Genomic DNA, 22,000 nt, shown 5'->3' on the forward strand with positions numbered 1-22,000 from the left:
ATGATAATAACTGCCTAAATAGGGAATAATACATCCATCAATTTTATATTGTTATTTTTCTGAATTTGATCTGGAATTTCATATGTTCCTTCTCTATGAACAACATATAGATATAACTTTTCTTCATCCGATAACTTTTCAAATGCTTCATTATTAAAATATATGTTTTGTGCGTTCATAAGTAACATAATTATAAATTCTGACAAACAATTAATCTGAAGTTTTTTATTTAAATTTAAACTTTGGAATTTACTTTTAAGTTCATTTAGTCCGTTTAGTTTATTAAAACTGTCTTCTTCATAATATGATATGATAACATACGGTTTTTTACTGTTTATAACATTGACAAAGCAGTATGTTTGCCATTCATATATAACTTCTGAGCATGAAAAATTAACTTTGTCCACAGGTAACTCAAAACACACACTTTTTAATTTAGGCTTTACGCTTTTCTCTTTTAAATCTTTAATCTCTGAAAGAATTTTCAACATTAAGGGATAAATATCAAACAATGCTTTTTTAGCATAATAATAATCTTTAAAGTATGATGAATATTTTCCATCATAGTTATATACAACATTTCTATTTTCATTTATTAATTTTGCCATATAACTAATATTCATAATTTTATAATAAATATCAAAAGAAACTGCTTTTAATGAGTACTCTAAATTTTGAATATCTGTTTTCTTATATTCTGTGTTTCCATCTGTTTCAATATCAACAAATAACTCTACATCATGTTTTTTACAAAATAATACTGTAACGCTTGCATCTTCTATGAATACATTAGTAAAGTATTGGCTAATATTATCACTAATATTTTCGACATCTGCCACTTTATGATCATTAAAGCGAGCCACACTATCATTGCCGTCTCCAGATAAATTCTGCAAAATATTCCCTCGAGACAATGTATGTGAACGTGTATTATTATTGTTAGTATCACAATCACCAAATATCTTGCATGCAGAACAATAGGATACATTTTTCTTTTCTACTGATTTTTTCTCAACTTTACTACTTATCAGTTTACTATCCTTTTGGAAATATAATTGTCTCAATTCTTCTTTTATATCTTTAACTTTTCTATTTTTTTTAGTTTCATCAATATCTTTTTTACAACAATCCTTATACTTTTGCCCTGATAAGCAAATACATGGTTTATCATCCTTTGGAACATATGTAACTTCTCCTGAAATCATAATTTTTTCAAATTCAGGATAATTATCTTTATTAAAAATATCATCATATTTCTGAAAATCCACTTTAATCTCCTCCATAAATTACCATTCACGACTCAACCTTAAATTGGAATTTGACTATTATTTGGCTTTGTTTTTATTGGTAAAAATAAACAATATTACTAATTTATTTGAAAATTAAGTCCAATTGAAGCAATTCTATCTTGGGTTTCTTTTTCAAATTTTTCAAACAATTTATCATCAAAGAAATCATTTTCATCACCAATCACGAACTCTCCCATATTACTAATTTCTTGTAAAGGAAATGTGTCAAAGATTCCAATTCCCCAATTGCTATCTGGTTGTGATGTCATTCCTAAGCCATATTTGCCATTATAAATAATCATATTTCCTATCACATCATTATTTTCTACCTCTCCAACTAAATACCTTACTGCTACTTCGTCTTTTTAATACTTCAGCAAATCCAAAAAAGAGGATGTCCATATGTTTGGCATAGTTTATTCTTCAATTCACATTTTTTTATAAAATCGAAAAATAGTAAACAATCTGAAAGCAACAGATAGGCTTTTAGTGGGATATATTTTTGCTCGCCATCTATATTTATTACTAAATATATTTCATAAAAATGTGACTTTCTAATGCTCGTTACTAGTCCCATTGAAAATAACATTTTTGCTATATTTTCTTCAGACGTATCCTTAAATTGTCCTTCGCAATCATATATTATTAACATGCAATACTTAGAAACCTCGGCAGAATATTTATCCAATCGTTTTTCTTTACTTTCGATTGTATGTTTTAAGGAAATTAAATAATTGCGAATGGTGTATTTGTTTGAAAATAATGCTGGCATTTTAATTGGTCTATATTCCAGTTGCTGTGAAAAATATGTTATTTTTTCAATCTTAATTTTTTTCTTATCATCTTTATGCCAATATTTTCTCTCTTGTAACAATTGATTTATATATTCACCTTTTTTAATCTAGCAGATGTACCATCATAATATAATTCTGTTACCTCAACGCCAAACTTAATATCTGCATTATAACTAAGAATGAAATCTGGTTGTTCACTTTCCTGGATCATCGGCACGGAATTACCAAATACTTTCTTTAATATTTCTACTTCACGAAGCTTTTTCTCTGGATAATGGCTCAAATTTACACTCCCTTTTCTTTCAGTTTTATCAACAACAAATTCCTATTTATTGTCCTTAATCCATCTAATAATACAATTACATCAAATATTTTAAAATTGTTTTTCATTGCATTTTCCTATTGCATCATCTAAGGCATTTTCAAACTGTTTTACTTCTAAAAATTCTTGATTTTTTAGAATAAATAACAAAGAATATCTTAGAAATTCAACAGCAAGTTCTTTTGTATATCTATCTTGTCCACCTATTTCAATTTTACTGTTTTTTGCAACATTTCTCCCATGAACTATGTCAGACCTCAATCCATATATAGTTTTCATGGCTTTTCTTGCTTCTTTAGTTGAATATGGACAATTATCTAGTCTAGCAACAACCACCGATATTCTGTTTGAAATTGTATAAGTAATTTCTCCATGTGTATCTCCCGAGAGTAATGTCTCTATTCCAATGATTGCGTCTAGTGCAGTATCATCATCCGTCTCACGTAACATACACCTATTTAGCCGTTCAATTGCTATAAATACCTTATTGAACTCCTTATTATACTTTTTACTGCTCTTTTTATTGTCTCTGTTTTCCCGAATTATATTAAATATTTCCTTTATTGAATCTATATCTTTATTTAAAATATTATAAATTTTATGTTGCAGGAACTTAATATCTACATCTTTTCTATTAAAAGCTCTAATTTGCGCACCATATAGCGGAAGTAAATCAGTTATCCATTCACAGCTCCAGTCAATTGGTTCAATAAGCAATTGTCCATATCCAGTATTAAATCCAGATGCAATTCGAATCGCTGCAAACATATCATCAATTATTTCTAGAGGATAAGCCCAATAATTAGAGATAGCATTTTGAACCGAATCCTTCTCTTTATTTTCTATTTGATAACCAGTCATTTTAATCATAAATGCAGCACATTGTACCACATTGCTTTCTTGCGTAGATTCATAATTTACTGCATTAAATCGGCTTAATTGGAAGTCCTTATTTATTCTACAAATAGTAATATTTTCAGTAATTTTAATTTCATCAATATTAAAATCTAAAAAACATATAGGAATGCAAATATTCACCTTTAATGTTTCGGAAATGTAACACATTATTTGTTCTACAATCAACTTTTTAAGTAGAATAGTATCTATTTCTTCTTCCTGAAATTTTTTGCTTACATATAAATATCGATTTACTATGTTTGAAATAAACCGTACTACAAACCCCTCTATGTACTTAGGCTCAGATACGACCATTTTCTTCAATGTTTTATTATCATCAAAAATTTTTAACAAAGAATCAAATTGCTCTAACTTGTTACAATTTATACTAAATTGTCCATCACTTGCTTTTAACAAATCACCATAGTTTTTAGGCGTATTATATTACTTCTATGAAAAAATGTAATACCACATTTAATTGCAGGTATATTCTCTCGCACCTCTTTATATACTTCTTCTTTTTCTATTCCTTTGAAGAACTCCTCTGGATATTTATAGTATGATGGTAAATAAGTATTACTCTTTTGGTACTCATATATTGCTTTAATAGCATTTATACTTACTGTTTCACATACTTCATATAGTTTTTTTACCAAATTGCCTTCTATTTTCATTTCTTCCCCCTTGTATACAATGTATTTTGAATCATATCTTTTATCTAATCCCCATTAAGTAACTTTTATTTCTTTCTATTATTTATTCGAATAACCTCTCCATCAGCTAATTCAAAAGACTGCTCAAAGATAACCCCAAGAGCATCTGCAATCACGATCAGTTCATCTAAGCTCACGGTATTTCTCTTTAGCTTTTTATTGAAATTTTGTGGGGTCTGACCAATACGTCTTGATACCTCTGCAATACCTATATTCAGTTTTTCACACAATTGTATTACCATATCAGATGTTGTCATATTTTACCTCCATTGTATTTATATATTATAACCCTTTTGGTTGATACCTTCAATATAAGTAACCAATATCTACAAAAATTTAAAAGCACCTTGCAAGTTTCATCAACCCACAAGGTACTTCTAAACATTCTAATTTTTACATCTCCACTTCAACTTCCACCCCAGACTTAAATTCTACTGTGAACTTATCTTCATGCACCATAATCTTTCCAATCAATCTCCTTATCAGCTGCTCATCACATTCATCAATAAGCGTTGCCTGCTCCTTTAGAAAAGCTGTCATATCCATAAGTCTTTTACCCACCGCCTTTTTTTCTGCATCTTCTGCTAAAGCATTATGCTTTTCTTCCCGCAGGCGATAAATCTCATCAGCAATATCATTATAATCCTCTTTAGAATTGGCCAGTATTAATAATTGCTTTTGTAGTTCTTCCAGCTTTTTCTCTATTCCAGCTACTGCACTGTTATCCTGTTCATTAATTACTGTTTCTATATTATTGCTAAGAACTTCCATAAAATCATTCTTTTGTCCCAGCAAATCATTAATTGCTTTTACAACGGCATCCTTCAATAAATCCTCAAGCACCGTCCTTGAATAGCAAGCTAGGCCTGTGTTCTCCAATCTACTGACGCATCTCCAAACAATAGATTTCTTGCCACGGTTGTTCCAATGCACTCTGCGATATATCTCTCCACATTCACCGCAGAAAACAATTTGAGAGAATGGATGACTGCAGCTAAAGTTTCTTTTCTTCCCACTGCTGCTGATATGGCCTGTACTTCTCCTAACTAATTCCTCCTGAACCTGCATAAAAATCTCTTTTGGAATTACAGCTTCGTGGCTATTTTCTACATAATATTGAGGCACAACACCATTATTTTTAACTCTCTTTTTAGTAAGAAAATCAACGGTATAAGTTTTCTGCAAAAGTGCATCTCCCATATACTTCTCGTTGCTGAGGATCTTTCGAATTGTACTGGTATGCCACCTTTTCTTACCTGCACTTGTCAGTATCCCATCTCTTTCAAGTCCTTTTTTAATTTTATCCATGCTAGAGCCTTCAAGATATTCTCGATAAATACGTTTTATTATCTCTGCCTCTTCTGGCACAATGATAAGGTGCTTGTTTTCGTCTTTTGTATATCCTAAAAACCTATTAGTATTAATTTGAATGATACCCTGTTGGTATCGATACTGAATACCAAGCTTTACATTCTGACTTAAACTCTGACTTTCCTGCTGGGCGAGGGATGCCATGATAGTAAGCATAATTTCTCCCTTAGAATCCAAACTATTAATATTTTCTTTTTCAAAATATACTGCGATATTTTTCTCTTTTAACTTACGAATATATTGCAAGCAATCCAAAGTGTTCCTAGCGAAGCGGCTAATTGACTTGGTTATAACCATATCAATATTTCCAGCCATGCATTCCTCAATCATTCTATTAAACTCATCACGCTTTTTAGTATTAGTACCACTGATCCCATCATCTGCAAATATACCTGCAAATGCCCACTCGGGATTCTTTTTTATAAATTCTGTATAATGCTCAATCTGCACTTCATAGCTGCCTGCCTGCTCATCACTATCGGTAGAAACTCTACAGTAAGCAGCAACTCGAAGTTTTGGTTTCTCATCTGCTATATTATTTCCTACAAGTTTTCTTGCAGGAATGACCATGACATTTCTACTGACTGCCATTCACAGTACCCTCACTTTCTATTAAACTGTAAGCATGCTCTGCCTGCTTTAATGGATTTTTATATTTTTGCTCTACTGCTCCAACCTTAAAAGTTGTTGGAAAATATGGCTCCTCTAATATTTCTTTTTCATTCCAAACTCTGCCAAGAGCCGTGGCTCTCTTTATTCGCTCTGCTTCAGCCTTTTCAAAGGTATCTCCATCAATAATAGCTGGATAATAGTCATCACCTAGGTAACGCTTATTCCTTAGCATTTTTCCTGCTGTTCCATGATATGTGTCTATACCTGCCTCTTTAGCTGCTGCTAATAAAGATAGACCTCTTAAATAACCTAGAAATAGCTTCTTTACTTTATTTGCTTTTTCCTCATCAATTAGAGCCTTTCCATTTTCAATTCTATAACCATATGGTATGTGCGACATTTCCTCACAACACCTCTCTTAGTGTAATTCCACATTTCATTTGAAATCCAAGCTCTTCTCTTGAGTACACAAATACTTGATTTACAAAACTTTCAAATATCTCTCCATCAAAAGTTGTAAGCATTTGAGCTTTATTTGTAAATTTCAATAATTCTCTAACTTCATGGGTCTTTGATATTTCGCTGTTCATATCAAAATTTAGGCTTTCTATTTCATCACGATAGCTTTCTGCCTCTATTTCAAGTTCATTATTTTCCTTATTAAAAAGAGCTGGTTCAAGGTATCCCTTTGCCATTAGCTTTATCAGCATTTCCTTCTGCTCTGTATTTTTCTCTATCAATTTTTCAAGCTCTGAAATTCTTGAAATGCTATCTGCTTTCCTCATATCTCTTAACCCTTTAAGAAGTGGCTTTAAAATAAATTTACGTCCAAAGATCAGCTTGTTCATCATCGTTATAAACGCTCTCTCTAGATTATCTTCTCGAATAAATTTCATTGAACATTCATCTGCCTGAGTAATATGTTTTTGGCAGCACCAAGCTACATATTTTTTATTTCCATTTGTATGAATTCTTCGTTTAAAGGTACTGCCGCACTGAGAACATTTTAATTTTCCTGAAAAAGGATATCGGTTTTGATATTTGCCGCTTCCTTTTACAATACCCTTTTCTTTACCACGCTGATTAATTAATTTATCCACCGTTTCAAAATCTTCTCGACTGATAATAGTCTCATGGTGATTTTGAATATAATACTGGTCTTTCTCGCCATAATTGGTATGTCTATTAAAATTGTCATCTGTATAGGTCTTTTGCAAAATAGCATCCCCAATATACTTTTCATTTGATAACATTCCTCTGATAGTTGTGGAGGCCCATTTGTTACCCCTTTTAGGTTTAATGCCTTTTTCATTCAATTCATCTGCAATTTTTCCTGTACCTTTACCTGCCAATGTCTCTTTAAAAATAAATCTCACAACCTCTGCTTGCTCTTTATTTACCGCCATCTCGCCATTTATATAGTCATATCCATATGGTGTGTAGGAAATCTTATAAGTCCCATTTTGAAATCGTCTTTGCACTGACCATCTGTTATTTTCTGCAATGGATAATGACTCATTTTCTGCTAAACCACTTAGAATGGATAACATTAGCTCACTTTCCATTGACTGTGTATTTATATTCTCTTTTTCAAAATAAATGTAAACTCCAAGATCAACTAATTTACGCACCAATTCCAAGCAGTCTGTAGTGTTCCTTGCAAACCTGCTTATAGATTTTATAACAATAAAATCTATCTTCTTTTGTTCACAATCTGATATCAGCCTTAGAAGTTCTGAGCGTTTTTCCTTTTTTGTACCAGAGATACCTTTGTCATAATATATCCCTGCAAACTCCCAGTTAGGATTTGATTTTATATAAGACTCATAATGTAACTTCTGCGTTTCAAGGCTTACAAGTTGTTCCTCGCTATCAGTTGATACTCTGCAGTAAGCAGCTACGCGAAGTTTCTCTTTCATAACTGTATCTTTAGAATTCTTAACTATCTTCGTTATCTTTTTCATCGTCTCACCTCGCTTTCGTTACGTCACATATTACCTCTCAAACCTATATATATCAACGATTTAAGGGCATAATCTCTGCTAAAAACGGGGAGAAAGTTTTACGATTTAATTCTGTTATTTTATTAAATTCCAAAGAAGTAATAAGTCCTTTTTTAAGCAAAGTTTTCAATAATCTTTCTGCCCTAAAATAATCAAATTCTCTTTGCAATTGTTCTGTTGTAATTTCTCTTGCAGGAGTTGAATTTTTTATATGTTCCTCTAAGATTTTTGTTACCTTCATGAATCAAACCTCCGTTTCTGCAAATATAACTTGCACCTATATGCAAAAAACCGAGGATAATCGAACCCTTAAAAGTATAAAAAATTTCAGTACAAATAAAAAAAGCCTGCAAGAGTGATTAAACTCCTACAGGCAATTCCTTATTCATTATTTATAAAATTTCTGCTTAATTATATATCATTATGCAGGCATCAAAGCCGGATGCCTTTAACTTTTTCAGTTGAACTTCAGCATTTTCTCTTGATGAAAAAGAACCTGCCATAACTCTGTAAGCAGTTTTTTCAGTGGATATCCCCTTTGCCGGTATCTTTCCTGTATAACTGATCCCCAACTGGGATAATACAGCTTTGGCTATCACCTTTATGATTTCATTTCTCTTTGCATCAAACAAATTATTGTCCGCACTGTTGTCAATAAAGCCCACCTCAATTAAAACTGCCGGTGCCTTGGTCTCCCTGAGAACGTGGAAGTTCGCAGTTTTCACTCCCCTGTCTATAAAACCTAAAGCCGCAAGGGAGGTCTGTATGCTTTGTGCCAGTGACTTAGCCTTTGTTCCTGTGTTTATATAGGTATAAGTCTCCACTCCTCTGGCTTTTTCAGGCTGGTATGCATTTCTGTGAAAAGATATGAAATAATCATAGGTTTTTCTGTTTTCGAAGCCGCTCCTATATCCAAGACTTACCGTGACATCTGAAGTTCTTGTTTCATCCACAGTTACTCCGTATTTTCTGACTTCTGCCGCTGCAGCTTTTCCTATACTCAACACATCATCACTTTCTTTCCTGCCTTTATAGCAGGCACCGCTGTCTGACCCACCGTGTCCATAATCGAAACATAATCCTGCCATTATTTATCTCCCCTCTCATTTATCTGTTCTAAAATATTCTTCAGTTTTTCAGGTATGGGCAGTCCCACCTTAGCCGAATTTTCCATTATACTGATACCTTCATTAGAGATATAAAAAAATACAACAGCAGTGCGTACTGCACTGCCGCTTTTAATCAAATGTATATCTATTATGTTTCCTATTCCCACAAGTACAAATATAAGTACCTTTTTAAATATTCCCCTGAAGCCAATTTCACTTGAAAGCTTTTTCTCAAGTACTGCTGCCATAAGTCCTGTAATGTAATCAACTGCTACAAAAGCAACCAGTGCATACAAAAAGCCATCGAAGCCTCCCAGGAACCACCCGGTATATGCTCCGACAGCCGTAAATACTAATTGAAAACTGTTAATTAAATTTTTCACTTTATCTCCTCCATATATTATTAATGCTGTGGCATATCCAGTGGATACACATAGTCACAGGTAAAATCATACTGTATTTTCATGGTATTTGTAGGGGTTTTGGTTACTGCTTCCGGAAGCAGCGTATGCGCTGAAGCCGGTACAATATACTGCTGTTTTAACTCTCCATAACTATCACCGCTGAATGTGAACAAATTTGAGGTATCTTTGTCCCAGACAATACTATCGTAATCAGTAGATGTAAAATCTGAAGTGCCGTAAATACTCATATCGCTGTTAAGCTGCAGGCAGGCACCATAATCTATTATCACCCACAATTTATTGTTGGGTATTTTAGTCAGAGTAATCTCATTGTAATTTCCAGAATATATTTGAGCTTTATCAGAAAAAGTGCCGTCTTTATTATATTTAGCTATACAGCTCTTATATTTGGACATTGAGCCGGAAGAATCTGTACACCCGTTGTAAGTTATATAGACATTGGCAGCATTTACTGCTATATCATAATAATGCACACCATGTACAAGATCACCAGGCACAGCATCACTTTTAGGATAGGACTCTATTACTGCAAAATTTTTATCCAATTTCTTAAAAGAACCGTCACTTATAAGTATCCAGAAATTCGTGCCGTCATAAGCTGCAGCCTTGGCGGCTTCAGGAAGTGCTGCATCATTTTTCTTGTCACCTGTGATCTTGTCATATACATGCAGTGTTTCTGAATTAATTTCCAGGGCATAAAGATTTGTTCCATCTGTGCATAAGTTATAATTAGGCAGATAATTTCCACTGCTGCCTTCTTCTAAAGTTTTCCTGGCATACAGCGGATTTATCCTGGGAACTTGAGCACTGCTCCCGGTTCCTGCGCCGCCTGTCCAGTATATGCTTTTAAAAGTTCCGTTGGCCGCATTTGTCGGAAAATCCATGACATAATGTTTTGTGTTTCCATTTCTTGTTGTTTCAGCACTATTTACATTGCCCTTCAAGCTGTCACTGCTGCTGTACTTATATAGGCTGTCAGCATAACCTACAATACTTCCCCATGTGAAATAATCATAAGTATCTTCTGCAATATCTCCTGTAGTGAGAGCCATTATCCTGAACGGATAAGTTGTATATATTCGTGTAAGCAGATTATCCTGATCATTATCCAGCATAGGATAGTAGAAACCGTCAAGATAAGCTATGCTGCCAAATACAGCAGATATCCTGTTTTCACTTTCAGCTTCATATGTCTGTTTTCCAGTAAGTGAATCATACAGTTTTACTGTAGCCGTGCCTTTGAAAGGCATTATCAGTTTTTTCTTCAATATTTCTATTTTAGTTCCCTTTATTAGATCTTTGCTGTAAGCTAAACTTTGTTTGTATGGCATTGCTTCCCTCCTCTCTGATATTTTGAATATAAAAAAAGCCTATACCATTTTGATATGGGCCTTTAGTCATCTAATAAGAAATGTTTGTATTAATCCTTAATAACAATTTTTATTAATCATCTTCTTATGCGTTTTTTATTGCTTTTATTGTATCCATCCATATTAGTCTCCCTAAAATCTGAACAACACTCTGCTTATTTTTTCATAGTCTCAAAGATTCCAATAACCTTTAAAGCATCCTTATAAGCACATATATAAATCTCCCTGTATATAACAGCCATCTGGGCATTTATAATATCCCCGTATTCTACAAATAATGCCTGTAATTCTTCATCAGTCCTACTTATTAACTTATCTTGTACTTCCGATAATGTAATTTCTAATTTTTTGTAATTGCCATCTTTCTTCCCTAAACCAAGTGAAATATCATTAAGTCTTTTATCAATAAAGAAATCAATAAACTCCTGAAACTCTTCCAGCATATCCATACCTCCAAATCTTATGTTTGTGGTATGTTAACTCTTAATCGATATGCTTTCAAGTTATACTTATTAAATGCAAAAAGAAACTTATAAAAATTAATTAGTGATATCATACTGATGACTCTCATATTGCACATAATAAGAATATAGTATCTATACAAGTTTAAATAGACATTATTACCCAATGCTAGTTTTATTCAATTATAAAAATTGGACTTTGTACTATTCTAATCCAACTTGCTTAATAACTTATTCAATTAAGATTTTCAGACGTAAGGAAGCGTTTAACAATTATGCGACAAAGCCCTGTTTCATGGGGCATGCCATCTTTTCTTGTTTATGAGCTCCTTTTTGTGATGTTCTCTCTCTTATTCTCAATCCAATCATTCAAATATTCAAATTTCTTTTCATTCTTTTCATTTTCATACTCATTGTACGAATTTATGTATTTGTTTTTTCCGTTCTTAGAATATTCTTGTATTGAATCCTCAACCTTCTGATAAGCATATTTTATTTTCGTAGCAGCATAAATTTTTTCGCTATATTCTACAAGTTGGAAAAGAGAAGTATCAAAACAAACAATATTATGTCCTTCAGCTTGAACACTTTCAAAGTATATACCATTACTGTTTATACTTTTAAATATATCCGCCAGAAAACGTGTTATATTGTATATATGTTCTGTTCCATTGTATACTGGCTGCGTCAGAATTTTAAGCCAAGTTTCTATTTCCACATTATTATCAAATCTTGTCAAGTCAATTACTTCCATCTGCTCTTTGCACTTAAACTCACCAATACTACAATTCTGCCCTATTTGTAAATGAACCTCTGCTAAACAAGTTTCTATTGTATCTGCTAGGTACAAATAAGATATCCCTTGCCTGTTAAATCTTCCTCCATTTGTATATATTGGTGATGGTGCTTCAATACCATGCTGATAATATGGTAGTATAAAACTTCTATTATAATCATCCTCTGCTCCATAGATTACCTCATTTCCAATACGTCCACGATAAAAGACTGTGTCGGTAGCTATAATTTTAGTCGGTAATGCTTTTGTTTTGAAATACTCTTTATATTCTTCAAATAGGTTATCAGGATTATTATGCATTAAATCATCATTGACTATCTTTTTTAAATCTGATTGAAAACTATGATTCCATACAAATTCTTTGTGTTTTTCAATAGCACAGTTGGCTAATGCTTCTGCCATTCTTTTTGCTTTTTCAATCTTGTCCGATAAACTCATTTTTATCCTTCTTTCTGTTCTGACTATGGGAAGTCGAGAAATGAATTCCCCTCCCCACAAAATTAAAGAGAAACTATTTTTTCATTTCGTATGTTAATGCCTATAAAACCATAGATTTAATGATTACTTTTATTCCTACAAATTTCTAATTTATCTAATACACAAATTACTATTTTACAGTAACTAATTCTAGTATATCATGAAGTTTGAGGAAATTTAAATCACTCCAAAATTTTTAGACCACTTCCTCTTCTATACAGTATTATAATTAACCCTTATCTCCTTCAACTTTAAAACATCTGTACTTGAGCTAATTTCCATATGCCAAGCAAATCTTATCTTCTTATCAGAAATGCCAAGAGATGTCCATTGTGCTTCAGTAATTCCCTGAAGCTCTGCAGCAGACATTCCTTTTGACTTTACATCCTGCATATTTGATATATCCACCAGTATCCATGAACTGCCATTCCATACTTTCCATGAAACTCCGCTGTCTGTGCTTACTATAAAAACTATGATTACACTGCCCGTGATGTCCACGGTCAATACAACATTTGTGATATCCTGTATATAGGCTTCACTAAATGAAACATCCTCCAGCATTCTTACTATTATAGGTTTAGGAACAATTGTCTGGATTATTTTTTGCGCAGGCAGTTCTTCTGAAGGCAACCATATTTTTAAGACCGGAGATGAATATACAAGTCCTGTTCTTTCTTTGCGGCAGATATCATCACCATAGGTTTGAAATTTTTCTGCTGTCAGCGGCAGTTCTGAAACTTTGACATAGCTTTCGCTTACAGTATCCCAGTGTTTGATATCACTTCCGTCAGCTATAAGATATTTTATATCGGTCTGAATATAGGAACCTTCATTGACAGTATACGCTTTTCCCTGTTCCTGTCCGGGAATAAAAGCATAGGATTTGCTGTTTTCAAGAGTTAAGGTAGTAGTTCCAATCACAGGATTTGCAAAGGAGTTCGTACCTGTATTAGGTATTTTGTCAATGACAAGCACCATGGCACTGTCATCAAACAGTATAAGCTCCCACACAAGATCAAGAGTTCCCCAGCTGCTGTAGCTCTGATGTCCTTCCCATCTTATTCTGAATGTTGGTCTGCAATTCACTGTTTCTTTTGCATAGTAGATATTATCCGCCCCGGCATCTCTCCTGTTTATTTTAAGCTGTTCAGCTGCACCGGTGAAACCAACCCAGGAATTTCCGCTTACGCTGATTGCAGTTCTGCAGTTTGTTCCATTATAGAAAAAATCGAAACCAATGTCCGGGAAACTAACTGTGCTGTCATCATTATGAGAACTCAACAAAGTCATGCCGCTGTTTCCCTTTGGAGAAATCACAGCTGCAGTATATATGCCCAATTATTCCACCTCCAGTTTTTCAATGCCTGCAAAATTACCGCTGTCCAGAAGTTCAAAGCTGTACATTTTACCTGAATCTACAGACTCACTTGCTGCCGTTCCCTCGTAAATTGTCCTGAAGCAGAGTCCATCACTGTCCAGTATTAATACATCTTCATCTATTGAATACCTGTACGTGTACTGTGGAGTGAAATACAGGATATCCCCGTATTTTTTAATTGAAACAGCATAGTTTGTGTTCATATTTTTGCCGTTTATAATTGCTGATATATCTGCTGTTTCATGAATTCCGACTGTCTGGGTAAGAGGATTCTGAAATTCCGTTCCCATATAGTTACTTTTCACTTTACTTAAATACAAGCTGTTTATATTCACAAGGTTCTGTTTCTCAAGACATTCTGCATGCGGGTGCTGGGCACTTAATCCGCCCTGGAGATTTCTTCCGTCAATCATACACTGAAGATTGAACATCGGTATATTTATCGTACTTGTATCCACCTTTAAAACCACAGCTATATAATGCGCCCCCTGCGGAACCTGCGGTATTCCAAGAGGCATACCTACAACATTATCACCCTGCTGCAATTTCTGCTTAGGTGTAAATACAATATCTGCATTGTCCAGCTGAATCTGAATTGTTACTGTACATGAACTTTCTGCTGTGCAGTACATACTGAAATTCATCGACAGATTTGTATCCGCTACTGCCGTTATCCCGAGATAAACCGGCTCAACAGGCGACGTACCTACAGTCAGCGGCACAGGATTGGCATAATAAAGCATTGAACTGAAAGATGCGGCCACCTTATTTCCCAGTTCATCCAGAGTTGTTTTAATATTTGCCGTATCAAGCTTGTTAAATATGCTGTCCTTGGGCTGTCCGAGTTCAACTTTAGCATTTACACCTGTCAGAACATCTTTTTTTATTTTAATTACAGGTACTTTTACATCGATGTCAAAGTCTTTGTGCCTTACTATAACCAGATCTCCTATGCTTACTGTCTGGAGATGTTTATAATTTTCATACTCCTTTGTCCTGCTGAGTTCAATAAAATCCACGTCAATGTTCACCCTGCTTAAGCCTGTCACCTCTGCCGCTTCCTGTGCCAATGATCTTAATGTGACCTCATCTTCTGCCTCCTTGAACTCCACTTTTTTTATTATGGGAAAAGGCGGATAAGCATCGCCGTTCCAGTTGGGGACGCTTATATATTTTTCAGTAAGTTTTACACCATTTTTACCTACAGGGTAAAGCTTTGTCACAACACTTGTGGTATCTATATTAAACTTAAGTCCTGATATATTTTTACCCTGTGCAATTAAAACACCCGCATCTTTTCCAATACTATTTAATATCTTGATATCAAAGTTATCCCTTTTAAGTTCCCCGATGCCCCATATATCAATTATTGAAAATATGGCTTCCACGGGATTTTTCTCCGTAACGCTTATGGAGTTTGAAATTATAATATCGCTGTCTGCAGAATATATGGTTATTAAATCTCCTACTAAAGATTTCTCCAAAGCTGTTTTCACACTGCAGTTTTCGGCTTTCATATTTTCTATAAAATGATAAGAGAGGTCATAGAAGATATGCTTTGCCCATATCTTAATTACATTTTTGCCATCACTGCTTTTCTCTACCTTATATATTCTAAAGAGCTGATCCTCTGCCCTGATAATATTCCATTCAACAAAATACTTTGATTTTTTAGAATTGGCAGGATACTCTAGTTCTAAGGAATAATCTCCATTTAGTTCTTCAGTAATATAACAGCTTATGGCTTCACTTAAGATTCCAAGACCATTGTTATCAAAGTTTCCTTTAGTAGTTTTCTTATCGTAGATGCATATCATTATAACCACCGCCAGTTTGGTAAAAGCTCAGCTTTAGTAACATTTCCACCCCATTCTATAATATTTTCACCAGACTTCATTTTTAAAAATTCACCTGACATACTTCCATTTAAATTGTTTCCAGCACCATCATAGCAGTCCTGTATAACTGAATCCACTATGATTTTTTCAGATACACCTTTAAGACTTATCTGCTGTCCATTTATTTTAAAAACTATGTCACCAGAACCATAAATACTTATTACAGGCTCACTTTCAATAGTTCCCGGATTATTTATAGTGGTTCCAGTTTCAATTATATTTACTATATTATTCTCTACTGCATACTTAAATGGTCTGCAGTTAAATATTATAGGGAACTCGCTAAAATATTTATAAACCTGTTTAAAATCAATAGAATTTACCACTTGAGCAATATATTTTTTATCTGGTTGAAAACTGAATGTCAAATCACCTTCACCTGCTTCAAAAAGCCAAACTGCTATATCATCAATTTTATCTGCAAGATTCTGCGTATCCTTTACTGAACACTCAACCGTTAGTGTTATATCATCATAGGTTTTTTCATCAAACCTTAAATTAGAATTTCTTCCAGGAATATTTATCATATTTACTCTGCGTTTAGGAGAAGGAATAACTGGTCTTTGAGCTATTAAAATGCCATAATCATCATAACTGTTCCTGCCAGCAAAGTTAAAACTAAGCATTCTAAATTCCTCCCTTTCCCATAGAAATTTTCCTTCTGTAAAACTCCAGTTCATAGGCCAGCTGTTCTATATCCTTTTCAGTATAATTATTAAAATTTTCTATATGCAGGGTAAGTCCGTTTCTATTATTTAGATTTTCATTTTCTTTTGAGTTATTACTAGCTGGTACTGATATTTCTGCTATATTAGAATTCACTTTCATATCTAAGGACAATCCATTTACAGCTTCAGCAACAATGTGTTTGCTCTTATTTATTCCTTCTGCTAAACCAGCCATAAAATCCGGCATCCATTTTTCATAGTCAGTAAGTGGTCCTTCATCCGGAACTGAAAAGTGAAGATAGCTTCTTATTTTAGCAGCCAGAGCACTTACCGCATCTTCTACCCTTCCTATGGCGGATCTTATGCCGTTAACAATTCCATTCACGAAATCCACTCCGTAGCTCCAGGCTCTGCCCGGCAAACCTGCCAGATAACTTAATGCGCTGTTTATGCCGCCTTCTATGGAACTTCTGACACTTCCTATGGTGCTTTTAACCCCATCTTTCATTCTTGTGAACATGCTTGAACCATAATTATAAAGTTTCCCGGGAAGTTCTGAAAACCAGGACAGTACGGAATTCCATATATTAATCACAGTTTCTTTTATACTGCTGCACAAGCCTGTCACAGATTCTTTAAGTCTGGTCCAGGCATTTACAGCAGTATTTTTTATAGTTTCCCATATATTTGCTAAAGCCGTTTTTATATTTGTCCATATATGCTCCGTATCAGATTTCAGCTTTGTAAAGTTTCCGGTAACTATATCAAGGATTATAAGAACCGCTCCTGAAACAACATTTTTTATAATGTCCCAGGTATTCTGAAATATTGTCCTGTAAAAATTCAAAGCAGGCTCCAGAAAACTCTTTATGCTGTTAAGACCGCTGATCACTGTACTTTTCAAAGTCTCCCAGGCAGCAAGCGTGACAGTTTTTACATTTTCCCAGGCACCGGACACGGACATTTTAATATTTTCAAAAACAGCGGTAAGATTGTTCCAAAGCTGAGCAGCCCCCTGCGAAATAACATCCCAGTGCTTGTAAATTTCATAACCTGCAAGTATGGCAAGTCCTATGCCGATAACCCAGGGATTAAACACCATTCCTAATATCTTAGACATACCGCCTAATTTTCCTGCTGCAGCTGATACCTTAGAAATGGCTGAAGATATTTCACCTACAGCCTTTACCACACTTCCAACTGCAACAAGGACCGGACCAGCTGCAGCAATTAATGCCCCTGTGATTAGTATTATCCTCTGGGAACCCTGGTCCAGTTTACCGAATGCCTGTATCCATCCATTTAATGCAGCAATTATGGGAGTTATTACAGGGAGTATATTCTGTCCCATTGTAGCACCAAGCTCCTTTAAACTCTCCTGAAATACTCTCATCTGGTTGGCAGTGCCTGCACCTGTACGCTCAAAATCGCCGTGGGCGTTTTTTGTCTTGTCCAAGACATAGTTATACCTGAGCTGTACCTTTTCCGCTTCGGTCATATCCTGGGTTCTCTTCTGTATTCCCTTAGAATAGGCATACTGCTGGAGATTTGTGTCTGTCATAACTACACCCAGCATTTTCAGGCTCTCAGTCTCTCCTGTGAATATGCCGTTTAAAGCTTCCTCCGCCTGCTTTATATCTATATTTTTAAAACTGGACAGGTCACCTGCAAGTCCAACAAGAGACATGGACATCTTTGCAGCTTCTTCCTGGCTTAATCCCATGCTTGTTGCCATATCTCCGTAGAGAGCTGACATATCAAGTGCTGTACCCTTTGCTATGCCGTAGCTTTTTAAAGTGGTATCCGACCAGTCTTTTACCTTTTGACTGATGCTTCCAAATGCAACCTCCACTTTGTTCATGCTCTCCGCTGTGTCTGAGGCAAGTCTTACACTTGCAGCTCCTGCGGCGGCAATAGGGGCAGTTACTGCAAGTGAAAGTTTAGATCCCGCACCTGCCAGTCCGTCACCTATGGATTTCATTTTACTTCCTATATTGTCCAAACTTTTACTTAAAGAAGTCCATCTGCTGCTCTGTGTCTCTATTTCCTTATTGGTCTTTGAAAGTTCATTTTCCATCTGTGACAGGGTTTGTCTTGCCTTATTTAATTTTATCTCAAGGTCTTGGGTGGCTTTGCTGTCTTTACCTTTAGTTTCAGCACTTTTGGTATAGACATTTTCAAGGGTGCTTACTTTTTGCTTTTGAAGCTCCAATTGCTTGGATAGACTTTCTGATTTCAGCTTAAGTCCCTCAAGACCTTTTCCATTTTCTCCAAGTGCCGCAGTGTTTGCCTTAAATTCACTGTCAAGCACTCTCAGATTTCTGTTGATACTGCTTATGCCGTTTTGAAAACCACTTGAATCCAGTCCTATCTTCACAGCCAGACTTCCCAGTTCTTCAGCCACTCTCTCACCTTCTTTACAATATATTTAAAATGGCATCTAAATTTTGCTTATATTTCTTATTTGCCCTGTAAATTAAGATATCAAAATAGAAGAATATGTCCGTTTCATCAATATCATTCAGTGTCCATCCCTGCTCCAGAAGTTTCGAATATATCTCCTTTATAAAATCAAGCGGAGAAAGCTTTTCTTCTGCTCCTCCGCCTACTTGTTTGGGAATTCATTTAATTTATTTCCCAGGTTTCCCACTATCCCGTTTATGCTGCTGTTAAGAGTCTCTATCAGTTTATCGGCATCCAGGCCATCATAAAAATCATCTCTGGTAAATTTATTGCCATATAGCTCCACTATAAAATCTACAAGTCCATCTAAATCTTTTGTCTTCATATTGCTAAAATCTATATTTTCGTTAATTTCAATAGCCTTTCTAAGCATTCTTGTTTTAACTTTAGGCATTACATAAGTTTTATTGTTCAATGCTATCTCCATAGACTTTACCCCCCTATCAATGAATCTTACTTATCGGATAAATTAACCTGCAGTATATACTAAAGTTGAACTTAATACTAATCCCGCTGATCTGCCAGCTTCCGCATCTGCCTTTACCCTTACCTGTATTTTTCCTAAATCATAAGCACTATTTCCAACATTTTGTGGATTTTCTGTTACTGCTGACCATGTTGCTCCTCCATCTGTACTGTACTCATAATCTGATGCATTATCATATCCGCTAACATTAGTCCATCCAAAAGTATTAGCTGTATCATCCTGTACTGGGTTAGTTGGTGCTGCTGGTATAATCATTGATTTATACACACTGCCAAACCATGCGGCTCCACCTGTAAATCCACTATCTTCATCAGCTGTATATTTCCACTTACCATCTGTTCTTGTAACAAATATACCTTTAATTTTAGGTGTCTGAAATTTTGTTTTGTCTTCCTGTGATGAATGTTCTTCTTCCGGTTCACTAAATTTGCCTTTAAGAAGCCATACATATCTATACTTAGCATTAGCTTTTTTAATTTTAAAGCCTACAGCAACATAGGGTGCTGAATCCTGAACATCAGAAGACATAACTTTAGTTGCTGAATCGATCTTATGTCCTAAAAGTTCTGCCTGCACTTCAAGTGGTAAATCCTGTGTTTCAATTTCTACATCTATCTCACCTAATGATGTAGCTGTTTCTACAGCTTTATTATCAGCATACAGTGTATCTGAATTGCTCTTTGGACTTATTTTTACATTTATTGCTGGTGAAATCAAAGCCGGCGTACCATAAATTGAAGCAATTTCATCTGTTAAAATTGCATAGACTAAATTTTCCACTCCTATAGGAGCACTGTTTACTATTTGCGCCATAGACCATTACCTCCCTTTCTTTATTTTATTGGTACTGTAATTACATACCTCAACGCCTTGTGATATATTTTAGTATCATCCTCAAATAAATCAGCCGTGGAAGTTCTCATAAACCCTGCGGCTTTCATAACATTTTTTACTTTTTCTACAAGCTCTGTATAATCGTTTTTGCTCCATACATCTATCTGAATATAATATCCTATAGCTTTTTCTTCATTATCAGCATACTGCTCACCTTGTTCTAGATAATTAAAAAAGGTTATATAGGTATTTTCTTTCCCTTTATACTTTTGAAATGAAACAGGTACATTAAGAGGTTTTAAAGCTTCTACTACTAATTTGCTTATCACTTTAATCCTTCCTTTAGAGTCTCAGCTATAATTCTTTTTATATCATCTTTATTTTTTTCATAAGCAGGCTGCAGGAAAGGATGTGCAGCTCTTTTACTGGTTCCAAATTCAATAAATTTTCCATAAAATATTTCTGAATTGTCTCCTTTATCCACACCTACAAGGATGTACTTTACCCCTTCCTTCTTTTTAACATTAGTTATCTTAAGACCTTTTTTAAGTTTTCCGGTTCTTACAGGAACATTTGTCTTTGCATCTTCAAGTACAGGTTCTGCCGCATTTTTTAATGCTTTATTTTCAAGCCTTCCTACATTTGAACCTATCTGCTGAAGTTTGTTTAATATTTCATCAACACCAATAAGTTCTATATTACCCACTATTCTCAACCTCCAAAGCTTTTATTTCTATATATTTGTTTCTATATTTAATATTATCTATGAAAGTTATATTGTACTGCTTGTCTTCAAACAGTATTCTCATATCATCTGTTATGCCATGTAAATATCTTATAGTGAATTTAACAGTTTTCTCTGCCTGCACTGCTGCAGCTTCAAAATATTCTCTTCCCATCAAATTTGATATTGATGCCCAAACAGTTGAGTAATCCTCCCATATTTCAACTTCAAATCCATTTTCATTTGTAGTTGCTGTAAGTTTTTGAAAGATTATTTTATGTTTCAATTTCTCAGTTCTCATACTGGTATCACCCTGTTCAAACTTAATAATGAATTTCTTGCTTCTTCAATTTTAGTTCTTTCATCAGGCTTATAATCATCATAGAGAAGCCTCATATGAAGAATCATTGCCCATTTAACTGTTTCTGGAATATCTGCTTCTTTATCTCCAAAACCAGCTGTAAATCTAATCCTTACAGCATTAACAGTTTGTAATGCTATTGTTGGCCATAATTTACAGTATCCAAGTACAATTCTATTAACAAAACTATCTGTATCAACAATATAATTACTTGAATCAAATATATACTCCTGTCCACCTGCATCATAGTACTTTACACTTTCTACACTTTGAACTGGTGAACAGTTTTTAAATGAAATACAATTATCCTCCGGGAAACAATCCCGCACCATTTCTAAAGTTTGAGTAATATACTTTCTGTTTTGAAAGTCCTCACAAAATTCTCTAGCCTGCTTGATAATGCTGAGTAAAATAATATCATCATCACTTCCGGTTACTCTTAAATGCTGTTTTGCTTCCTCCAAAGTTATAGGTTCAGCTGCAGGTGGTGTTATAATTTTTAATGCCATAAAAATCACCCCAAAAACAAAAGAGCCTAGATGGCT

Annotated in this window: 26 protein-coding genes; all 26 read right to left on the minus strand. The window is 34.5% G+C overall.

Annotated features, from left to right (window positions below):
* Positions 1-14: 14 nt before the first annotated feature.
* Positions 15-1,268, minus strand: coding sequence for an SEC-C domain-containing protein (locus ACYUJ6_RS14580; protein ID WP_461843429.1), 1,254 nt, complete (start codon positions 1,266-1,268; stop codon positions 15-17).
* Positions 1,269-1,366: 98 nt separating this feature from the next.
* Entirely contained in the window at positions 1,367-1,603 is a 237-nt protein-coding gene (locus tag ACYUJ6_RS14585) for a hypothetical protein (protein ID WP_461843430.1), read from the minus strand.
* Positions 1,604-1,662: 59 nt separating this feature from the next.
* Positions 1,663-2,163, minus strand: a complete 501-nt coding sequence (locus ACYUJ6_RS14590) for a hypothetical protein (protein WP_461843431.1) — start codon at positions 2,161-2,163, stop codon at positions 1,663-1,665.
* A 5-nt stretch (positions 2,164-2,168) separates the two neighbouring features.
* Positions 2,169-2,366, minus strand: coding sequence for a hypothetical protein (locus ACYUJ6_RS14595; protein ID WP_461843432.1), 198 nt, complete (start codon positions 2,364-2,366; stop codon positions 2,169-2,171).
* A 90-nt stretch (positions 2,367-2,456) separates the two neighbouring features.
* On the minus strand, positions 2,457-3,719 hold the full coding sequence (locus ACYUJ6_RS14600; protein WP_461843433.1) for a hypothetical protein: 1,263 nt from the start codon (positions 3,717-3,719) through the stop codon (positions 2,457-2,459).
* A complete protein-coding gene (locus ACYUJ6_RS14605; RefSeq protein ID WP_461843434.1) occupies positions 3,713-3,976 on the minus strand; it encodes a hypothetical protein in 264 nt (87 codons plus the stop codon). Before ACYUJ6_RS14605 ends, ACYUJ6_RS14600 begins: the two co-directional genes overlap by 7 nt.
* 65 nt (positions 3,977-4,041) lie before the next feature.
* The gene (locus ACYUJ6_RS14610; protein WP_461843435.1) at positions 4,042-4,272 is read right to left on the minus strand and encodes a helix-turn-helix domain-containing protein; all 231 of its coding nucleotides are present in this window, start codon (positions 4,270-4,272) and stop codon (positions 4,042-4,044) included.
* A gap of 136 nt (positions 4,273-4,408) precedes the next feature.
* The gene (locus tag ACYUJ6_RS14615; RefSeq protein ID WP_461843436.1) at positions 4,409-5,977 is read right to left on the minus strand and encodes a recombinase family protein; all 1,569 of its coding nucleotides are present in this window, start codon (positions 5,975-5,977) and stop codon (positions 4,409-4,411) included.
* Positions 5,964-6,398 carry a recombinase gene (locus ACYUJ6_RS14620; RefSeq protein WP_461843437.1) on the minus strand — a complete coding sequence of 145 codons (435 nt, stop codon included), beginning with the start codon at positions 6,396-6,398 and terminating at the stop codon, positions 5,964-5,966. The genes ACYUJ6_RS14615 and ACYUJ6_RS14620 overlap by 14 nt, the downstream gene beginning before the upstream one ends.
* A 4-nt stretch (positions 6,399-6,402) precedes the next feature.
* Positions 6,403-7,962, minus strand: coding sequence for a recombinase family protein (locus ACYUJ6_RS14625; protein WP_461843438.1), 1,560 nt, complete (start codon positions 7,960-7,962; stop codon positions 6,403-6,405).
* A gap of 52 nt (positions 7,963-8,014) precedes the next feature.
* Positions 8,015-8,242, minus strand: coding sequence for an SHOCT domain-containing protein (locus ACYUJ6_RS14630; protein WP_461843439.1), 228 nt, complete (start codon positions 8,240-8,242; stop codon positions 8,015-8,017).
* A 166-nt stretch (positions 8,243-8,408) separates the two neighbouring features.
* Complete coding sequence (locus ACYUJ6_RS14635; RefSeq protein WP_461843440.1) at positions 8,409-9,089, minus strand: N-acetylmuramoyl-L-alanine amidase; 681 nt, start codon at positions 9,087-9,089, stop codon at positions 8,409-8,411.
* The gene (locus ACYUJ6_RS14640) at positions 9,089-9,493 is read right to left on the minus strand and encodes a phage holin family protein (RefSeq protein WP_461843441.1); all 405 of its coding nucleotides are present in this window, start codon (positions 9,491-9,493) and stop codon (positions 9,089-9,091) included. Before ACYUJ6_RS14640 ends, ACYUJ6_RS14635 begins: the two co-directional genes overlap by 1 nt.
* A gap of 20 nt (positions 9,494-9,513) precedes the next feature.
* Positions 9,514-10,866 carry a hypothetical protein gene (locus tag ACYUJ6_RS14645; protein WP_461843442.1) on the minus strand — a complete coding sequence of 451 codons (1,353 nt, stop codon included), beginning with the start codon at positions 10,864-10,866 and terminating at the stop codon, positions 9,514-9,516.
* A gap of 194 nt (positions 10,867-11,060) precedes the next feature.
* Positions 11,061-11,348, minus strand: a complete 288-nt coding sequence (locus ACYUJ6_RS14650; protein ID WP_217821399.1) for a hypothetical protein — start codon at positions 11,346-11,348, stop codon at positions 11,061-11,063.
* A gap of 337 nt (positions 11,349-11,685) precedes the next feature.
* Positions 11,686-12,600: an RES family NAD+ phosphorylase gene (locus ACYUJ6_RS14655; RefSeq protein ID WP_461843443.1), complete on the minus strand. Its 915-nt coding sequence runs from the start codon at positions 12,598-12,600 to the stop codon at positions 11,686-11,688.
* Positions 12,601-12,852: 252 nt separating this feature from the next.
* Entirely contained in the window at positions 12,853-13,980 is a 1,128-nt protein-coding gene (locus ACYUJ6_RS14660) for a hypothetical protein (RefSeq protein WP_461843444.1), read from the minus strand.
* Entirely contained in the window at positions 13,981-15,837 is a 1,857-nt protein-coding gene (locus ACYUJ6_RS14665) for a phage tail spike protein (RefSeq protein WP_461843445.1), read from the minus strand.
* On the minus strand, positions 15,837-16,544 hold the full coding sequence (locus ACYUJ6_RS14670; RefSeq protein ID WP_461843446.1) for a distal tail protein Dit: 708 nt from the start codon (positions 16,542-16,544) through the stop codon (positions 15,837-15,839). The genes ACYUJ6_RS14665 and ACYUJ6_RS14670 overlap by 1 nt, the downstream gene beginning before the upstream one ends.
* Before the next feature lies 1 nt (position 16,545).
* On the minus strand, positions 16,546-18,990 hold the full coding sequence (locus ACYUJ6_RS14675; RefSeq protein ID WP_461843447.1) for a phage tail tape measure protein: 2,445 nt from the start codon (positions 18,988-18,990) through the stop codon (positions 16,546-16,548).
* 201 nt (positions 18,991-19,191) lie between these two features.
* A complete protein-coding gene (gpG, locus tag ACYUJ6_RS14680; RefSeq protein WP_017894908.1) occupies positions 19,192-19,476 on the minus strand; it encodes a phage tail assembly chaperone G in 285 nt (94 codons plus the stop codon).
* A 42-nt stretch (positions 19,477-19,518) separates the two neighbouring features.
* Positions 19,519-20,349 carry a major tail protein gene (locus tag ACYUJ6_RS14685; protein ID WP_461843448.1) on the minus strand — a complete coding sequence of 277 codons (831 nt, stop codon included), beginning with the start codon at positions 20,347-20,349 and terminating at the stop codon, positions 19,519-19,521.
* Positions 20,350-20,369: 20 nt separating this feature from the next.
* Positions 20,370-20,699 carry a hypothetical protein gene (locus ACYUJ6_RS14690; RefSeq protein WP_461843449.1) on the minus strand — a complete coding sequence of 110 codons (330 nt, stop codon included), beginning with the start codon at positions 20,697-20,699 and terminating at the stop codon, positions 20,370-20,372.
* Positions 20,696-21,076, minus strand: coding sequence for an HK97-gp10 family putative phage morphogenesis protein (locus tag ACYUJ6_RS14695; protein ID WP_291721273.1), 381 nt, complete (start codon positions 21,074-21,076; stop codon positions 20,696-20,698). The genes ACYUJ6_RS14690 and ACYUJ6_RS14695 overlap by 4 nt, the downstream gene beginning before the upstream one ends.
* Positions 21,069-21,395 carry a phage head closure protein gene (locus ACYUJ6_RS14700; protein WP_461843450.1) on the minus strand — a complete coding sequence of 109 codons (327 nt, stop codon included), beginning with the start codon at positions 21,393-21,395 and terminating at the stop codon, positions 21,069-21,071. The genes ACYUJ6_RS14695 and ACYUJ6_RS14700 overlap by 8 nt, the downstream gene beginning before the upstream one ends.
* Positions 21,392-21,964, minus strand: a complete 573-nt coding sequence (locus ACYUJ6_RS14705) for a head-tail connector protein (protein ID WP_461843451.1) — start codon at positions 21,962-21,964, stop codon at positions 21,392-21,394. The genes ACYUJ6_RS14700 and ACYUJ6_RS14705 overlap by 4 nt, the downstream gene beginning before the upstream one ends.
* Between the last annotated feature and the right edge of the window lie 36 nt (positions 21,965-22,000).

The organism is Clostridium sp. JNZ X4-2, assembly GCF_054889485.1.